Origin of the sequence: Parasphingorhabdus sp. (assembly GCF_048267785.1) — a bacterium.
In the GTDB taxonomy this organism is placed as follows: domain Bacteria; phylum Pseudomonadota; class Alphaproteobacteria; order Sphingomonadales; family Sphingomonadaceae; genus Parasphingorhabdus.
Map to the genome: position 1 here is coordinate 63,816 of NZ_JBLWWU010000007.1, position 17,348 is coordinate 81,163.

Annotated in this window: 14 protein-coding genes; 9 read left to right on the forward strand and 5 right to left on the reverse strand. The window is 53.1% G+C overall.

Annotation, left to right across the window (positions count from 1 at the left end):
* Positions 1–174: 174 nt before the first annotated feature.
* The 4 genes from ACN0VD_RS07440 (at position 175) to ACN0VD_RS07455 (ending at position 6,118) form a co-directional block, all read left to right on the forward strand.
* Positions 175–1,803 carry a class I adenylate-forming enzyme family protein gene (locus ACN0VD_RS07440; RefSeq protein ID WP_417593219.1) on the forward strand — a complete coding sequence of 543 codons (1,629 nt, stop codon included), beginning with the start codon at positions 175–177 and terminating at the stop codon, positions 1,801–1,803.
* The gene (locus ACN0VD_RS07445) at positions 1,803–2,600 is read left to right on the forward strand and encodes an enoyl-CoA hydratase/isomerase family protein (RefSeq protein WP_417593221.1); all 798 of its coding nucleotides are present in this window, start codon (positions 1,803–1,805) and stop codon (positions 2,598–2,600) included. Before ACN0VD_RS07440 ends, ACN0VD_RS07445 begins: the two co-directional genes overlap by 1 nt.
* Before the next feature lies 1 nt (position 2,601).
* Positions 2,602–3,381: an SDR family oxidoreductase gene (locus ACN0VD_RS07450; RefSeq protein WP_417593223.1), complete on the forward strand. Its 780-nt coding sequence runs from the start codon at positions 2,602–2,604 to the stop codon at positions 3,379–3,381.
* Positions 3,382–3,763: 382 nt separating this feature from the next.
* Positions 3,764–6,118 (forward strand): TonB-dependent receptor, encoded by a 2,355-nt coding sequence (locus ACN0VD_RS07455; RefSeq protein WP_417593225.1) that lies wholly within the window; start codon positions 3,764–3,766, stop codon positions 6,116–6,118.
* Between the two features lie 264 nt (positions 6,119–6,382).
* Here ACN0VD_RS07455 and ACN0VD_RS07460 read toward each other — a convergent pair whose 3' ends face one another.
* From ACN0VD_RS07460 to ACN0VD_RS07480, 5 genes are all read right to left on the reverse strand, one after another.
* Positions 6,383–7,069 (reverse strand): TetR/AcrR family transcriptional regulator, encoded by a 687-nt coding sequence (locus ACN0VD_RS07460; protein WP_417593227.1) that lies wholly within the window; start codon positions 7,067–7,069, stop codon positions 6,383–6,385.
* Positions 7,070–7,213: 144 nt separating this feature from the next.
* Positions 7,214–8,389 (reverse strand): alpha/beta hydrolase, encoded by a 1,176-nt coding sequence (locus tag ACN0VD_RS07465; protein ID WP_417593229.1) that lies wholly within the window; start codon positions 8,387–8,389, stop codon positions 7,214–7,216.
* A 61-nt stretch (positions 8,390–8,450) separates the two neighbouring features.
* The gene (locus ACN0VD_RS07470; RefSeq protein ID WP_417593231.1) at positions 8,451–9,206 is read right to left on the reverse strand and encodes an Asp/Glu racemase; all 756 of its coding nucleotides are present in this window, start codon (positions 9,204–9,206) and stop codon (positions 8,451–8,453) included.
* 45 nt (positions 9,207–9,251) lie between these two features.
* Positions 9,252–10,412, reverse strand: a complete 1,161-nt coding sequence (locus ACN0VD_RS07475) for a thiolase family protein (protein ID WP_417593233.1) — start codon at positions 10,410–10,412, stop codon at positions 9,252–9,254.
* Complete coding sequence (locus ACN0VD_RS07480) at positions 10,409–10,798, reverse strand: Zn-ribbon domain-containing OB-fold protein (protein ID WP_417593235.1); 390 nt, start codon at positions 10,796–10,798, stop codon at positions 10,409–10,411. Before ACN0VD_RS07480 ends, ACN0VD_RS07475 begins: the two co-directional genes overlap by 4 nt.
* A gap of 81 nt (positions 10,799–10,879) precedes the next feature.
* On the opposite strand from ACN0VD_RS07480, the gene ACN0VD_RS07485 reads away from it, so the two are divergent.
* The 5 genes from ACN0VD_RS07485 (at position 10,880) to ACN0VD_RS07505 (ending at position 17,325) form a co-directional block, all read left to right on the forward strand.
* Positions 10,880–11,698: an enoyl-CoA hydratase/isomerase family protein gene (locus ACN0VD_RS07485; RefSeq protein ID WP_417593237.1), complete on the forward strand. Its 819-nt coding sequence runs from the start codon at positions 10,880–10,882 to the stop codon at positions 11,696–11,698.
* 10 nt (positions 11,699–11,708) lie between these two features.
* The gene (locus ACN0VD_RS07490) at positions 11,709–12,500 is read left to right on the forward strand and encodes an SDR family NAD(P)-dependent oxidoreductase (protein WP_417593239.1); all 792 of its coding nucleotides are present in this window, start codon (positions 11,709–11,711) and stop codon (positions 12,498–12,500) included.
* 38 nt (positions 12,501–12,538) lie between these two features.
* On the forward strand, positions 12,539–13,702 hold the full coding sequence (locus ACN0VD_RS07495) for a CaiB/BaiF CoA transferase family protein (RefSeq protein WP_417593241.1): 1,164 nt from the start codon (positions 12,539–12,541) through the stop codon (positions 13,700–13,702).
* Between the two features lie 62 nt (positions 13,703–13,764).
* On the forward strand, positions 13,765–16,077 hold the full coding sequence (locus tag ACN0VD_RS07500) for a TonB-dependent receptor (protein ID WP_417593243.1): 2,313 nt from the start codon (positions 13,765–13,767) through the stop codon (positions 16,075–16,077).
* A 66-nt stretch (positions 16,078–16,143) separates the two neighbouring features.
* Complete coding sequence (locus ACN0VD_RS07505) at positions 16,144–17,325, forward strand: hypothetical protein (protein WP_417593245.1); 1,182 nt, start codon at positions 16,144–16,146, stop codon at positions 17,323–17,325.
* The last annotated feature ends 23 nt before the right edge of the window (positions 17,326–17,348 follow it).

Sequence of the window (17,348 nt, forward strand, 5' to 3'; positions counted from 1 at the left end):
TCCCTACGCGCATCTTGGGCGCGTATTTCCTGTCCGCCATCTAGGACCGGATACTGGTCTGCCGCAATCGTCTAACCCCCAACGCGACCGGACTGCGAGCGATATGCGAGCAGCGAACGTCCATATTTTACGGCTAGTTCCCAGTTGCAAACAGAAGCAGAAAGGGAGGGATAATTGGACCTGGCGCAGTCTTTGTGGATCGGTAGTGTGGATGATCCAAATCGCGATAACATTGCGATTGGTGCCGCTGTTTCCCGGTCTGCGTCCGCATGGCCAGACGCCGAAGCCGTCGTTTTCTCGTGCCAGTCCGAAATTGAAAATGTGCGCTGGACCTTTCGCGAACTCGATGAGCTATCCTCGCGGCTTGCGGCGTCCCTTATAGCTTCCGGATATAGGGGGGGCGACCGCATAGCGATTTGGGCGCCCAATCACCCCAACTGGATATTGCTCGAATATGCGATTGCAAAGGCCGGTATGGTGATCGTCGCCATCAACCCCCTCTATAAGGCTGCCGAACTGAAATTCGCGCTCAACACATCAGACGTGGCCGCCATCTTTCATGCGGGCACTGTCGGCGGGGCATCAATGCGCAAGACTGTTGATGCCGTGCGGGCAAATATACCCAGTCTGCGCGGCGTTTATTCCCTGATCACGGATATTGACCAGTTGCTAGCAATATCGCCAAACAGCGGCTCACTGCCCGATCCGGATCCCAAAGATCTGTTCATGATCCAATATACATCGGGCACGACAGGTGTACCCAAGGCCGCGTGGCTGCCGCATGGTTCCATTTCGACGATTTCGGCCCGGACCTATGAGCGCTGGGGGTTCGGGGCCGGCGACCGCGTATGCCACGGATTCCCGATGTTTCATGTTGGCGGTTCCGGTAATTCGACACCGGGCTCGCTTATCGTCGGCGCGACAACACTGCCGATCCATATTTTCCGCGCGGGCGAAGCGCTCGACATTTTGGAGCAGGAACGCTGCACTGGGTTTATAGGCGTGCCGTCGATGCTCACCGCGATCATGGAGGAAGGATCGCTAGCATCACGTGATCTATCCGCCCTCAAGCGCATTATCGTTGGCGGCGCTTCCGTTCCCTCCGCCTTTTTACGGCGATGCGAAGATATGTTCGGGGTCGAAATGCTAAACGGCTATGGTCAAACCGAAAGCTGTGGCGTCAGTGCCAGTGTGCGACCTGGCGACGATGCTGACAAGAAAATCTCAACCAGCGGCCTTGCCTTGCCCGGGGTCAGTCTGAAAGTTGTTGATGGTGATGGCCGGGTTCAGCCCTGCGGCATTCCGGGGGAATTATGTGCGAATGGTCCGGGCAGAATGCTGCGCTATGGTGATGCAGAAGCCACGCGACAGGTCTTCGATGATGATGGCTGGCTGCGAACTGGCGACATCGCGACAATGGATTCAGACGGTTATGTCACTATCGTCGGACGGCTTAAAGATATGATCATACGTGGCGGTGAGAATCTATATCCTGCTGAGATTGAAGCCTATTTGATAGAGCATCCCGATATTGCCGATGCGGCGGTTGTCGGACTGCCGGACGAAAAATATGGTGAAGAAATATGTGCCGTGCTGCGTCCTTCGCATCCCGAGCATGCCGATGCAGATACGATCCGTGCATGGTGCCGAAACCGCGTGTCGCGCTGGAAAGTGCCGCGATACATCGCCTTTGTCGATAGTTTGCCCGCGACACCCTCTGGCAAGATCAAGAAACACGAACTGATCCCGCAGATGCAGGCTCTTTTTGGGCCTTCCCTAGAACGCAAAGCAAATGGAGACTGATGATGAACTATGATAATTATACAACGCTTAAGGTCGAGAAAAGCGGATCAATCCTGACCCTCACTATTGACCGTCCCGAGGTCAAGAATGCGGTCAATCCGCAACTCCACGATGAATTTTCCCGGATATTTTATGATATTGATCGTGATCCTGAAGTCTCGGTGGTGGTCCTCACCGGATCCGGCGATGCCTTTAGTGCTGGCGGGGATATCGACTGGTTGGTTTCGCTTCAGGGTGATGCCGTCGCAACCTCGGCCAGCATCGAAAATGATCGCCGTATTCAAAACTCGCTGCTTGATCTTGAAAAACCGATCATCGCTCGCGTTGTCGGTCCAGCGGTAGGCCTTGGCTGTTCGCTCGCGCTGTTCTGTGACTTTGTCTATGCAACGCCCGACGCGCGATTTGCCGATCCGCATGTTGCCATCGGTCTGGTGGCTGGCGATGGCGGTGCCGTTATCTGGCCTCAGCTCATCGGTTATGCTCGGGCGCGCAAATATCTGCTCACTGGTGATCCAATTTTTGGCACGGAGGCCGCTGAAATCGGCCTGATCACAGCGGCTGTACCTGTCGAAGAAATCGATGAGGTAGTGGCGGCTATGGCAAACCGGATGGCCAAGGGTGCGACCCATGCCATCAAGTGGACAAAGGCGTCGATCAATGCCGGTCTGAAGGTGACCGCCAACGCTGTGATCGACAGGGCCGCGGGGTATGAAAATTTGACGATGCTAATGGAAGATCACAAAATCGCCGTCGACGCATTTAAAAACCGCTCCAAACCTGTTTTCGTAGGTCGCTAATATGACATTGACCAGCATGACCGGAAGGGTCGCCGTTATCACAGGAGGTGGTTCCGGACTGGGCGATGCTTTGGCTCGTCTATGTGCGGCATCAGGGTGCAATGTCGTCATCGCGGACGTTGATATTGATCGGGGGGACCGGGTTGCCGGTAGTATCAACGCGGCCGGCGGTGGTTCTGCGCTTGCGGTCCATACCGATGTCTCCAATCGAGATTCGGTTGAGGAATTGGCAAAGATCTGTCACGCCCGTTTTGGCGTGTGCGACTATTTGTTTAACAATGCCGGACTCGCGATCCATAAACCACTGGTCGATACCACCGAAGAGGATTGGAATAGCCTGATCAGCGTCAATCTGCTCGGGGTGTCCCACGGCATAGCAGCTTTTGCACCGACGATGATCCAGGCTGAAAACGGTGGCCATATCGTCAATATCGCCTCGATGGCTGGCCTTGTTCCGTTGGAAGGCTTCGGAATATACGTCGCGACCAAATTTGCGGTCGTGGGTTTGTCCGAAGTGCTCGCGGCAGAATTGGCTCCCTCCGGAGTCAGTGTGACGGTCGCTTGCCCTGGTTGGGTTGCGACATCCATCCAGCCGACCGATCCCGATGTACCTCAACCTTCCTTTCCGCCCGAAATGTCCCGGGTCATCGCAGCCGATGAGGCGGCGCGGATCATAGTGGATAACATGCTTGCAAAACGGCTCCATGTACCGACTCATCCCGAATGGGGAGACGCGGTGGCGAAGCGGTCTAAAGCTTTGCTTGAAGCCTTTTCTGCATAAAATCCGGTATGCTGGATCGCCCGGCGATTTTCCATCCGAGCATAGTTATAACGTTACCGGAACCAAGGCGAGTATGATGTGAGCAAAGCCTCACTTATTCCCAATCCCACAAAGAGGGGCTCCGAGGTCCCCTAGGGATGACGGCGCACAGGATCCGATCGCCAAAGATCGACCGTCCGCCAGGGGGAGAGGATACTGATCCGCATGATCATTGGGCACGCAGCGCCGCAGCAGGGCGACACCCTTTTCGTTCAAATCGCCCACTCAAATATTGGCTCCTTATTTCCGGGCGTTATCCCTCCGTCGTCGGGCGACGTTAGGTGTGCCGCTGGTCATATCAATCAGGAGACAATTGCCATAATATCTGTAGGAGAATTAGAATATGCGTAGGAAGATATTGACCAACTGTCTGGCAGGCACCGCACTCGGTTTTTTGCCGTTCACGGCAGCCCATAGCCAGAACAGCCCAGATGCGGCTGCAGAAGAAAGTCCCGTTGCCGACGGCGTTATCGTTGTCACCGCTCAGAAACGATCGGAAAGGCTTACAGATGTTCCTATGTCGGTCACTGCGATCAGCGGTGACGATCTGCTGCGCAGTGGCATCAGCGAAGCCTCGCAACTCGGGCAGGCTGTCCCCGGTTTCAGCGCGCAACAAAGTGCCTATGGTACACCAATCCTCTCGATACGCGGTATCGGCTATAATGATAATTCGGTCACCGCCGGCTCTACAGTGACCACCTATGTCGATCAGGTTGCGTTGCCCTATTCTGTCATGGCGCGTGGCGCGATCATGGATCTTGAACGGGTCGAGGTGTTGAAGGGGCCGCAAGGCACGCTGTTCGGAATGAACTCTACCGGCGGTGCCATCAATTTTGTTGCCGCACGGCCAACCAGCAATTTCGACGCTGGGATTGATCTGAGCATTGGCCGTTTCAATGAAGTCGATCTGTCAGGCTTCGTCAGCGGTCCGCTCACCGATACCCTGAACGCTCGCGCGGCATTCCAGGTCGAGCGCTCGAGTGGTTGGCAATATAGCACGACCCGCCCCGATGACCGGCTCGGCGACAAATATTTTATCAATGGACGACTGCTGCTCGATTGGCAGCCAAGCGACCGATTGACTTTCCAACTCGGCCTCAGTGCCTGGCACGACGGATCCGAAAACCAGGCGGCCCAGTTTGTCCAGTTCTCGCCAGCCGTGCCGGTTACACCTGTCACACAATATATTGCCGACGCGATGAGCGCGTCCCCTCCTGCGGGCAACAATCCCCGGGAAGCCGATTGGGACCCCAATTTTTCATTTGCTCGCGGTGATGATTTTCGTCAGATTTCCCTGCGTGCTGATTGGGAACTGGCCGACGATATCACGCTGACTTCCATTACGGCTTATTCCGACTTCCGCGGAGATTCGCCGATCGATGTCGATGGAACGGCGTTTAACGCGTTCCGCGTATCAGAGCATGAAACAAAGCTCACATCCTTCTCGCAGGAACTGCGTCTTGCGGGCGAGTCCGGCCCTATCGAATGGATGATCGGCGGCAATTATCAAGATGAAGTTGCCAATGAATCTACAAGGACGAGTGCACAAGGCACGAACAGCCAGATTGGCCCGTTCTTGTTCGCTCCACTCGCCCAGATAGCCAATCAGACGATCGATACCAGTTCGGTATTTGGCGGTATTGATTTTCATATAACGGACGAACTGACCTTACAGGGGTCTGTACGCTATGCGGCGCAGAATCGCGACTTTAACGGATGTATCGCCGATGCAGGCGTCGGACAGACGGGAGTCAGTGCAGCGGATGCGTTCAGTTTCCTCGCAACGATACTTTCCGGAAATCCGACAACGATTCCGGCCGGAGGCTGTGTAACGCTTGACGCGACGACCTTGATACCCGGACTTGCTTATTCAAGCCTTGATGAAGATAATGTCTCCTGGCGGCTTGGCGCGGACTATCGCTTCAATGCGAATGCGATGATCTATGCAAATATTACGCGCGGCTATAAATCCGGTAGCTATGCACTGGTCCCTGCAATCCTGTCGAGCCAGTTCACGCCGGTGACTCAGGAATCGGTGCTTGCCTTCGAAGCGGGCACCCGTCTTTCGACTATCGACAATAAGTTCAGCGTCGAATTTGCGGCCTTCTACAATGATTATCGGGACAAGCAGCTAAAAGGTATCGTCCTTACACCAGTGTTCGGTCCGCTGCCCCAGTTGGTCAATATTCCGAAATCCGAAGTCTATGGTTTTGAGGCTACTCTGGTCACCCGACCGTTCGAAGGACTGCGCGTAAGCACCGGTATCACCTATGTGGCATCGAAAGTTCTGGCCGATCCGGAAGCCCCTGCCATTCCCCGTGATCCGTTCGGCGGGCTCACCAGCTATGTCGATGAATCCTTTCCCAACACGCCAGACTGGCAGATCGTAAGCGATGCGGAATATGAATTTCCGGTCGGGTCCGGAGGACTGCGCGGATTCCTGGGAGGATCGCTCACCTATCGCAGCAGCAGCCCGGCGGCGTTCGGTTATGATCCGGTCTTCGTTATCCCGTCCTCTACGCTTGTCGATCTCAGAGCCGGCTTGGAGAGTGCAGACGGCCACTGGACCGCCCAGATCTGGGGCCGCAACGTCACCAACGAACATTATTGGACCAACGTGACCCATCTAACGGATTATGTCGCGCGCCTTGCTGGCAAGCCAGCGACCTATGGCATCTCATTCGGCTATCGCTACTAGACCAACTGGACAGTTGTCTCTCCAGAGGTGGGGCTGGTTGAATTGCTGAATGGACCTAGCCTTCATTTTACGTGATGCAGACTAGCCCGCCGCCAGGCCAATCTCCTGCGTCTCGGTATCGGGGTGGTGTTTGCAGGAATATGTTTGCGGCAGCGCTGTCCGGAAGACGTTTGATACATGGCTGCACCGGCTGGAAAACCGGTGCGGTCATTTCGTCACTGGATGTCGTGCGAAAACCGCGTTCATGTGACAGTGTCTTCAATATTATTGTTTAGGGGTCAGGAAAAGGGATAAAACCATTTCTACGTGCTTTTCAACAAAGTCTTCGTCGAACGGGTTTTCCTTGGCCATGAACTCATATTCCTCTGCCAAGGTAAAGACCGAGGTTGCCGCTCCAATGAATAAATATCGCAAATGCATGAGGTTTCCAGAACGGAGCATTCCGGACTTTTGGGCCTTCTCCAGAAGCATTAGGTCAAGAGAAATCCCTGGAGAAAGATGGTTTTTTATGAGCCATTCCAGCCGCTTTTTTCCACTTTCGTTGGCCTGCACCATGAAGCGATGAAGCTGAGGCGTTTTCGCACTGAACAAGATGAACTCTCGCAACATCAGCCGAAGCACGGTTGGCTCATCAACTCCATCCAACCCGCGATATCGTTCGCGCTGTTGACTAACGTAATCACCAAAAACCTGTTTGGCAGTAGCCTGCCAAAGCAGTTCCTTGTTACCAAAATGATGACCGATGAGCCGGTGGTTTACATCCGCTCTTTCTGCGATCTCGCGTGTACTGGCTCCATCAAACCCCTTGTTTGAAAATTCTATCAATGCGGCATTGAGAATCGCGTTCTTTGTTTCAATCGCACGGCTTTGTTCTTTACGCTTCCTACGTTTGGTGCCCTTTGCTTGCTCCAAAGCTTCGGAGTCTTGATTTGTGGTATTTACAGTTTTCATGCGTATTCATCGAACTCGCGAGGATGTAAAATATAAGCAGACACCGTCATAGTGCAAACAGCCGTGCGAAGGCAAGGCAGCAGCTTTTGAACAATAGTGGACCATGCACATAATCTCAGAACTTTTCCTAAAGACATTGGCGATTTAATCCGGGATTCCCTTGAGCATTCTAGTATTTTTAAGCCAGGTGATTATTGTTTCTATTGTAAAGTTCAACTGATCTCTTTGGCCAATATAGTAATGATTTGCTCCGGAAATTATGTGCTTTTCCTTTGGTCCACCGAGGCTTTGAAAAATGGTATCGGTATGGGACGGAGGGCAACAGTCATCGGCAGCATTGGCAATCACGATAGCCGGAACGGTGACTCCCGGCCCCTGCAATGCTGTATTGGCCTTGGATTCGTCGATACTCCATTGGGACAACCAGCTTCGCAACGTTGCGAAACGCGCAAGACCAATGGGACCGTTATTTACGACAGCCGGTACGCCTAGATAGCATTGGCCAGCTATCCTTTCATTGGGATCAATCGAAGGATCAAGCCAGCGCGGGTCAGCCATGGTGCCATGGGTGACAAAGCAGCGCTCCTGATCCGGCCCGCCATTTTTTTTGAGACGTTCCAGGGTCTCGAAAGCCCATGTCGTTATCCTGCGGTTTCGCGCAACTTGTTCATTCCTGTATTCTTCAACGAAACCCGCTTCATAGGGTGCCCTGGGCCCATTTTTCTCGTCATAAATGTCAAACTTGGGATCCTTGTCATCAGGGTTCAGTTCGTTTCTGATCGATGCATCCATTGATTCCGTCATGATCCGGGCACGGGCCGAATGGGCCGCCATTTGCATGATTGCATCGGCGGGCTGAAGCCCCGACAAGTCAACAGGCTCGCCGGAAGGTGTGGCTATGACCGTGGGGTTCTCTGCCTGGGCCTGATAGTAAACCGATAGCGATGCACCCCCGCTCCAGCCTGCAAGAACGACGTTCTTGTAACCCAGTCGCTCGCGGGCATATTTGATATAATGGCCGAGATCGACAAGGACCTTTTCCATGATCAGCGCGCTGTCATTGTGCGGGTATCGGCTGCCGCAGCAGAGGACTGGTACGCCGATCCTCGCCAGTTCGCGCGGCAAGGGCAGGGTGTCGAGCGTGGCAGTCGGATGCATGAATACCAGAATAGTGTCGTTGGTGGCATCAGGCCGACGCATGTGCATGCCCTGAAGAACGATATTGGCAACTCCGCCTCCATACGTATCGCGTGATTGGTTCTCTTCTTTGAACGCGATAAGAATAGGGCTGGTCGTGAATTTCTTTTTGTTGTCAGTCATGGATCATTATCCTTGCAGTTAAATTTTGTTCGATTGGCGCATTCGCATCGTCAACCCGCGTTCATGCCCCCCCTGATGCCTTGCTCAGAATGAAACCGGCGTCCGGCGCGACCGGGTCCAGATCAAGCGCCCGTAGCATCGATTTCGTAGTGCAGGCTGCCGCTGAGGTTACCGGCATACCGATCTTGTCTTCGACCACCTGAATTGCCTCCAGCGAGGGCATTTGAACGCAGGCGGACAATACGACTAGATCGGCTCCCTCTGTGTTAAGCCGGTCAACATCATTTATCAGCGCCATCGGATCGCGTTGTCCCACCTCCAAATTATCGCTAATCGACAATGCGATTGAATCAATGACATTGATGCCTTGATCCTTGATATAATCGACGACCAACGCAGTCAGTGGCGGCATGTATGGTGTCACGATGGAAACGGAGCGGATTCCGGCAAGTTGAAGTTCCTCTACCAGCGCGCCTGCCGAAGTTACAACCGGTGCCGCGTGACCTTCTTCCTTCATTCGAGATTCAAGCGTATTTTTACTCGTTGCATGATAGCCGCGACCCATGCTCATGATCGCAACGAGGCAAGCATATCCTACAACATCGACGGCTGCGTCAGCCAGTTCTGAGGCACAGCGCAGACTGTCGCCGTCCATCGCTTCAAGCTCTTCCTTGGTTACTTTCTTCATGCGCATTCGACTGGAGTGAAAAGTGAAACGTTCATCGGGGTGCGTTTTTTCGCGTGCCCGGAGTATTTTTGGAATCTCCGTCTCCATTGTCGTATTGGAGCTTGGTACGATTTGGCCAATTCGCTTCATAAAGTCCTCGAAAAATTTGAGATGAATTCAACGTCGGAAAATCGGCTATTCTCGGTTTGGTCCAGCGAGAATATTGACGAAACATACCGATCCGATCCCGACCATGTGGGCCAGGCCAAGATTGGCATCGGGTTGCTGCCTTTCACCCGCTTCGCCGCGTAATTGCTGTGTTATTTCACAGATTTGGCCGACGCCGGTGGGGCCGATTGGATGACCCATTGCGAGCAGGCCGCCGGAAGGATTCACCGCTAGCCTGCCGCCGATGTCAAATTCGCCGTTGGCAAGCTGCTCGGCGCCCTTGCCGACCGGACAGACTCCGAGCGCCTCAACATACAATAATTCTTCGATCGAAAAACCGTCGTGAAATTCGACGACGTCCAGATCATTCGGTAGGATACCCGCTTCTTTGCAACTCATAGCCAGCGTTTCGCGCGTCAATTCTGTATCAGGGTCGGCTCCAGCCCCATAAGGTTTCTCGGAGCGTGAAGTGGACGATAGAAATTTGACGCATCGCGACCGATCGATTCCGAGTTCGTCAATGGAATCCTCAGACGCTATGATTACGGCGGCGGCTCCTTCGCCGATTGGGCAGCATTGCAGTTGAGTCAGCGTTCCCGCGATCGGGGACCCGGCCATAATTTCTTCCAGCGAAAACCCGTTTTGTCGGTGTGCGTATGGATTTTTGGCACCATTGCGATAGTTTTTGACCGCCACATTAGCGACCTGCTCGGCTGTCACATTATGCAGATTCATATACTCGTGCGCGAGCAGTGCGAAATGTGTGAACGGTGAGATATATTCATTGACCAGGTCGGGTACGCCGGCCTTTTCATGTGCCAGCCTTACTTTTCCGGGCTTGTCGATCCCGACCGCGAGCGCAACATCGCAAACCCCGCTCGCCACCTCCAAAACCGCTTGCCTTACCGCAGTCGAACCCGAGGAAGAGGCATTTTCCACCTGTGCAATGGGTTCTCCCGTCGCCCCGAGATGCCGCAACATGGCGCGACTGGGTGCCATGCCCAAAAATGTAGTTCCTGTATAAGTGGATTCCACCGAAGAGAATGAAATTCCCGCATCACTCAAAGCGTTGCGGATCGCTGTCAGTCCGAGCTCGACATATGTCTTTTCACTCGCGCGCTGATATCGATGGAGGCCGATACCGACGACATAAACAGGTCGGAAATCGCCAAGCGTCTTGCGGGTCATGCGGCCTCTCCCAGCTCGAAGCGAAGTTCACTTGCTTTGCTTTCGGAGCCGTCAGGAGAAACCACCTCGACAGCCTCCACGCGTGCTCCAATCTCCAGGCCTTCGTCCGTTGGCTCTTTCATGAGAGCCCGAATAACAGGGCCGTCATCAAGCGCGATTGATGCTACCGTATAAGGCACTGCAATATCGCGCTGATTGGCGTGATGGGTGGTAACAAAAGCAGTCAATCGACCACGCCCCGTCAGAGGCATTGCGTCTAGCTGATCCGCGGCGGCTCCGCAGCCCTCGCATCCATATTGATTCGGCGGAAATGACACACGTCCGCAGTCCAGGCAAATTTGTCCATTCAACGAGGGTGGGTGGGTATTGGTATTAAACAGTCTCATTCATGGAGCCTTCCAATCGAATATAAATATGTGTTGACTTGAATAATATGTTTCATATAAATTCCACAGTCAAGGAAATTAATGGAGGGGCTTTTGGAGCAAGACGGGCCGATACAGATCGTCCGAGACGGACCGATTGGGACAATCATTCTCAATCGACCCGGTCAGGCAAATACGATTACTTTGCAGTTGACTGTCGACATGAACGACGCGCTCGAATCATTGGATAATGATGAGGACATTGGCTGCATCCTGATTACAGGTGCAGGGGAAAAGCACTTTTGCGGGGGAGCGGATCTTCGGAAAATCGAGGAAATGATAACCGATGAAGGCGTGACGGGGGACCCGCGTCGAAATTTCATCAGGCATATTGAAGAAGTATCAAAACCTGTCATCGCGGTTATAAACGGTGCTGCGATGGGTGGAGGGTGCGAGATCGCACTTGCATGCGATTATCGTATTATTGTCGATGACGCAAAAATCGGCCTGCCGGAAATACGCTTCGGCGCCCTTCCTGGAGCGGGCGGAACGCAGCGCCTTCCCCGTCTCATCGGCCTGGCGAAAGCGAAAGAAATGATTTTTGTGGGCCAACCGCTGTCGGCCGATGAGGCCCAGCGTATCGGATTGGTGACCGCTATTGCTTCGAGAAATGAGCTTCAGAACGTCGCCCGCAAACTGGCCAGCCAACTTGTCGACAAAGCGCCATATGCACTCGCAGCAGCAAAAAATCTGCTTAATCAATCTCTGGACTTGAGTTTGGATGAGGGGCTTGCGCTCGAACGACGTCTCGTAAATGGCATGGGTTCGGAGGCAGAACGCCGTGCGTTCCGCGAGAAATCGGCTGCAGAAAATCAAGTTTATGCCGGAATTTTTTCCAATAATAATGGCGATTCGAATTGAGAGGATGGAAATGACCAAACAGTTTTTAGATCTTGGGGGGCGTGTCTGTCTCGTCACTGGCGCAGGCCAAGGTATAGGGCGGCAAGTGGCCCTTCACTTCGCGCAATCCGGGGCGGAAGCGGTTGTCGTCAACGACTTCTACTCAGACCGAGCCGAAAGCGTGGCACAAGAAGTTAGAGAACATGGTTGCGGCGCATATGCGATTGCAGCCGACGTTACTGATCGGGCGGCGGTTCAGGAAATGATTGCGACCGCCTCGAAGGAAGTGGGCTCGATTGGCGTGCTTGTAAACAACGCCGGTAATTTGGGTGCCGAGCCCGAAAAGGTCGAGATGGCACCCTTTTGGGAAACGTCGACGGAAACTTGGGACGCCTATCTGGCGGTCAATCTTTATGGGGTCCTCAACTGCACGAGCGCGGTTATTCCCGAAATGATCGAGCAAAAGTCCGGCAGGGTCATCACCATCGTCTCTGATGCGGGGCGAGTTGGCGAGCCGGGATTGGAAATATATTCTGCCGCGAAGGCCGGAGCAGCCGGCTTTGCGCGCGCCGCGGCCAAGTCGCTGGGTCGCCACGGCGTAACCGTAAACAATATATCGATCGGTACGACCCGGACGCCCGGTGTGGCCGACGTCACCGAAAATCCCGAGCGAGCCAAACGTATGTTGAGCAATTACGTGATCCGGCGGTTTGGCGAACCTGAGGATATTGCGGGAATGGCTCTTTTTCTCGCTTCCGATGCTGCAGAATGGATCACGGGGCAAACCTATCCGGTCAATGGCGGATATTCTTTCAGCATATAAAAACAGCTGCTCAGCAGCGACAGAGTAGAGGTGTGAGGATGGAAAAGGCGGATTTTTATAAGGACGTGCGAGCAGATTGTGCCGGACCTTGCGAAGGGCTCGTTGTGATCGAAATGACAACTTCTTGGGCGGGTCCCATGGCCGGTTGCATCCTGGCTGATTTCGGGGCGCAGGTTATCAAGGTCGAGCATCCTGGAGGAGAAGTCATGCGGCGACAGCCGATTGGCATTCCCGGATCCGACTTGATGATCCTGCATGAAACGGTGAACCGCAACAAGCACAGCGTCTCGCTCGATTTGCACGACGCCGGCGATCGAGAAGAATTTTTGAAACTGTGTGCTTCTGCCGACATTGTAATCGAAAATTTCCGCCCAGGTACTTTGGAATCATGGGGCATGGGCTACAAAGATATCGCGGAAATAAAACCAGATATCATCTATGTTTCGATCAGTGGGTTTGGTCAGTTCGGAGAGCTTTCCGACCGGGCTTGTTATGATCCTATTGCGCAAAATTATTGTGGCTGGACCTCTATAGCAGGAGGCCCGGACCAGCCTCCGATGAAGGCTCCGACGTTTCTCGGCGATGACCTTGCCGGGCTTCACGGTGCGCTCGGTGCATTGGCTGCGCTGCGTCATCGGGAACGAACCGGCGAAGGGCAGCATGTCGACGTTTCGCTAATTGATTCTCTGCTTTCCGCCAGCAACGGCAATCTGACCGCAGGGGCATATGGCATCAAGATTCCCAAGACGGGTAACGAGCATCAATCGGCCATGCCTTCAAACGTATTCGAATGCAAAGATGGATCCGCCTATATTGCGACCCTCCTGGATTCTCACTGGGATTCAATGGCAGCGCTGATTGGCCGGCCAGATCTCGAAGGTCTGAAACTTGCTCAACGACTAGAACGCCGGGTGGAGCTCAACAAAATTCTCGCGGACTGGTGCATACGCCAGCCGGTGGATTTCGTGGTTGAGGCATTTGCATCAAAAGGCCTTGCCGTCACGCGAGTGAATAGCTTCGCTGAGGTCGCTCGGGAAGAGCATATCGCGTCGCGCGACATGCTCCAATCCGTCCGTCTGTCTGATGGCGTCGACGCTCCTTTAACCGGACCCGCCGTTAAATTTTCGAGGACTCCGACCAGTATCAGAAGTGCTGCTCCAGCTATCGGGCAGCATAACTCTAAGTATATTAAAGATAAATAGAAATATAAATTTTGTACGAGAAATTTTTGAAATAAATAAGAATGTTAAGTGGGAGAGATATTATGAATAACAGTAAATTACATATTATTAGAGGAGTAATGCTTGCATCTTCGTCATTCCTAGTCTTCGGTTATTCAACGACGGCTCTTGCTGAAGATGTTAAGGAAGGAGAGGTACAAGAATCAGGTGATAATCAGACTCAAGGGAGTGTGGCACTCGACGAGATTGTGGTGACCGCTCGGAGGACGGAAGAGAACCTTCTTGAGGTCCCCATTTCAATTTCGGTCGTGTCAGGCGAGAGCTTGGAAAGGGTCGGTATCCAGCAGCTTGGTGAAGCTGTGCAGACCATCCCGGGTGTTTCGGTTACGCCGACTCCTGTTGGCGATTTGCTCTTCATTCGCGGCATTGGTTCTGGCGAAAACCAAGGGTTTGAGATGTCGGTCGGAACTTTTGTGGACGGCCTTCACTTTGGCCGAGGGCGTTCATCCCGCCATGCATTTCTGGACGTCGACCGCATTGAAGTGCTCAGGGGCCCACAGCCAGTATTTTTCGGGAAGAATACGATTGGCGGCGCATTGAATATCACGACGCGGCGGCCTACCGACACCTTTGAAGCCTCGGTAGAGGAATATATAGAGCCTGAATTTTCGACGTTCCGAACGACCGGAATTCTCTCCGGCCCGTTGAGCGACACTCTAAGAGGCAGAGTGGTTTTCCGTCATTATACTTCGGACGGCTATATCCGAAATGCCTTTCTCGATACCGATGAACCTGCCCGCGACGAATGGGTCGGACGCGCAACTTTGGAATGGGACGCTGCAGACAATTTAACCTTTTTGCTGAAAGGTGAATATGGCGAGTCTGACATGGAAGGCGGCCGGGCGCAGATAACCAGAGCGTCTCCCACTCTTCAGGCGCTCATCGCTCCGATTGATCCCAATGCAGAGTTCGAGCTCAACTATACAAAATCCGGTCCCGGCGTCTCGCCGAATTTCAATCGTGAATTCGACAACAGCAGAACCTACAATGCCAGTCTCTCAGCCGAATGGGACACAGGCCCGGTGCTGATTTCGAGCCTCACAGGTTTCACCGGATACAGCACCGATTACGCGTTTGATTCCGATTTCACGCCCCTCGATTTTCTGCATCAGGTTTGGCGTCAGGAGCATGAAACATGGTCTCAAGAGATTCGTTTCGCTTCGACCAACCCCGGCTTCTTCGAATACCAGGCAGGGGTGTATTTCTCTAACGAGCAACTCGATAGTTACAAAACTGCTTTTATTGACTTTTCACCCACGCCAGCCCCCTTCTTGGGAAGTGGAAACAGGCTCCATACATATGAGCAGGAGACTGAAACCTGGTCCGTGTTTGCCGAAGGCACCTTCAATATTGCAGAAGATTTGAGTTTCATCGTTGGGTACCGATATACTGACGAGACCAAAACATTAGACAAAACTTTCAATTTTGCGGATCTGGGTTCAACCGTTCCGAACGCTGGCAATCCAGTGTTTTCCGCAATCGGGCTGGGTATCCCGCACGCAATCAACGGTCTTGAGCGCAGTACCGACAACCATTCTTTAGCGCTTACCGCCCGCTACACGCCAGGCGATATGATGTTCTACGCTTCCTATACCCAGGGCTTCAAAGCCGGCGGCTTTGACGAAGGCGATACCAGTGGTGATTTGGACAGAATCATTTTCGATGATGAAAATGTAGACAGTTACGAAGTCGGCATGAGGGCGGAATTGTTGAACAGGCGCCTCCGCACGCAATTGACTGCGTTTTACAGCGAGTATGATAATCTTCAGGTCAGCATATTTGATGGAGTTGCCTCTTTGATTGTCGGCAACGCCGCCTCCGCAAGATCAATGGGAATTGAGGCCCAGGCAGAGTTTGCTGCAACGAACAATCTTACGGTTGGCTTTACAGCAAGTTTTCTTGATTCGGAATATTCTTCCTACACTGCGGGGCCATGTTCTTTTGGCCTGGGCGTTACATGTGATCTGAGCGGGAAAAACCTCCCATATGCGCCCGATTTGTCAGGCGCATTGTCAGCTCGCTGGGAAGATCAGTTCGCAAATGGTTGGACATATATTCTTGACGGACAACTATTTCACAGCTCGTCTTTCTTCACTGCAGGTGATCTCGATCCCGCCGTGGCTCAAGGCGCATTCACGAAAATCAACGCCACTCTGACTTTCCTGTCTCCGGACGAAGACTGGTCTCTTGCCTTCATCGCGCGAAACCTGACCGATAAAGTCACGGCACATTTTGGCGATGATATTCCACTGTCGAATATTCTTGGAAATAACTACCAACAATATGTTGATCCTCCTCGGACATTCGCACTCCAGGTTAGTTATCGGTTCCGGTAACGTCGAGGGGGCAGCCGACAAGCTACACATTTGTAAACCAAGAATAAAATTATAGGACACGACGTTATGACAAAACAACGGGATATGATCTCCCCGGTCCCCACCAAATCAGATTTGGTTGAGCGTGCGCGAGAGCTTGCAAAGCTGTTTGCCCAGGAAGCAGACGAGGCTGAAAATATTCGTCGGCCAACTGATCGCGCTGTCGAGGCACTCTGCAGTTCAGAGCTCTTAAAAATACTCGTACCACGCGTATATGGCGGGTTTGAATGTGATTTCGACACGTTTTTCGAAGTGGGCCTTGCCTTGAGTGAAGGAGACGCCTCACTCGCTTGGGTTTCGAATTTCTACATAGAGCATGTCTGGATTTTCTCGCTGTTCCCGAAGGAACTCCAGGACGAGGTATTTGCTGACCGAAGCTATGCCCTGGCGCCGTCCATGTTGTCCCCAAACGGAAAGGTGACGAGAGTAGACGGCGGCTATCGGTTGAACGGTCGGTGGTCCTGGAGCACCGGAATCATGCATGCAGAGTGGATTTTGCCCTCTGCAATCGTCGTGCAGGAAGACGGCAAAAAAATCCCGATGATGTTCGCCCTGCCCAGGTCTGAGGTAGAAGTGGAAGATGTCTGGTTTATCGATGGCATGCGGGGCACCGGTAGCAATGACGTTATCATTGAAGATGTGTTCGTACCAGATGGGCGGCTTGTCCCGTTTCAAGATATGGTCGAAGGAAAGGCCCCGGGAGTCAAACAGCATCCTGGTCCGCTGTACAAAACCCCAATGCTCCCAATGCTGGCTCTCGCTGCCGCAATGCCTGCTCTTGGTCAAGCAAGAGCTGCTCTGCGCATGTATAAGGAGAAGTTGGAGGAGCGGCTTGAAAATGGTGGTACACGCCGGGTCGGGTCAGCCAGCTATATGCGGCTCGCGCATGCAGAAGTTCGCGTTGAACAGACATATAGTATGTTGAGCAATCTGGTGAAGGAAGTGATGGAAATACGCGAAAAATCCACGCGCACTGATCGGACCCGCTGGGCAGTTCAGCTAGCATATGCAGTGGATCAATCCAAAAGGGTTATTGGTGATTTATGTGAAGCTGCCGGTGCATCCAGTCACTTCGAAAAAAATCGAATGGGCCGTGCTGTGCGAGACATAAATACAGTTGGTTCCCATATCGTCTTTGATCTTGATGCTCGCTTGGAGCTTCACGGTACCCAGCTGCTCGGTCAAGAAATTCCAGGAATTTTGGTGTGAGGTTTTTTGCAGAATTTTGCCTC

Bases quoted from the DNA above. Each gene is read 5' to 3' on its own strand.
- ACN0VD_RS07485 (WP_417593237.1), top strand. From the start codon at position 10,880: ATGGAGGGGCTTTTGGAGCAAGACGGGCCGATACAGATCGTCCGAGAC.
- ACN0VD_RS07470 (WP_417593231.1), bottom strand. From the start codon at position 9,206: ATGAAGCGAATTGGCCAAATCGTACCAAGCTCCAATACGACAATGGAG.
- ACN0VD_RS07455 (WP_417593225.1), top strand. From the start codon at position 3,764: ATGCGTAGGAAGATATTGACCAACTGTCTGGCAGGCACCGCACTCGGT.
- ACN0VD_RS07500 (WP_417593243.1), top strand. From the start codon at position 13,765: ATGAATAACAGTAAATTACATATTATTAGAGGAGTAATGCTTGCATCT.
- ACN0VD_RS07490 (WP_417593239.1), top strand. From the start codon at position 11,709: ATGACCAAACAGTTTTTAGATCTTGGGGGGCGTGTCTGTCTCGTCACT.
- ACN0VD_RS07475 (WP_417593233.1), bottom strand. From the start codon at position 10,412: ATGACCCGCAAGACGCTTGGCGATTTCCGACCTGTTTATGTCGTCGGT.
- ACN0VD_RS07480 (WP_417593235.1), bottom strand. From the start codon at position 10,798: ATGAGACTGTTTAATACCAATACCCACCCACCCTCGTTGAATGGACAA.
- ACN0VD_RS07450 (WP_417593223.1), top strand. From the start codon at position 2,602: ATGACATTGACCAGCATGACCGGAAGGGTCGCCGTTATCACAGGAGGT.
- ACN0VD_RS07495 (WP_417593241.1), top strand. From the start codon at position 12,539: ATGGAAAAGGCGGATTTTTATAAGGACGTGCGAGCAGATTGTGCCGGA.
- ACN0VD_RS07460 (WP_417593227.1), bottom strand. From the start codon at position 7,069: ATGAAAACTGTAAATACCACAAATCAAGACTCCGAAGCTTTGGAGCAA.
- ACN0VD_RS07445 (WP_417593221.1), top strand. From the start codon at position 1,803: ATGATGAACTATGATAATTATACAACGCTTAAGGTCGAGAAAAGCGGA.
- ACN0VD_RS07465 (WP_417593229.1), bottom strand. From the start codon at position 8,389: ATGACTGACAACAAAAAGAAATTCACGACCAGCCCTATTCTTATCGCG.
- ACN0VD_RS07505 (WP_417593245.1), top strand. From the start codon at position 16,144: ATGACAAAACAACGGGATATGATCTCCCCGGTCCCCACCAAATCAGAT.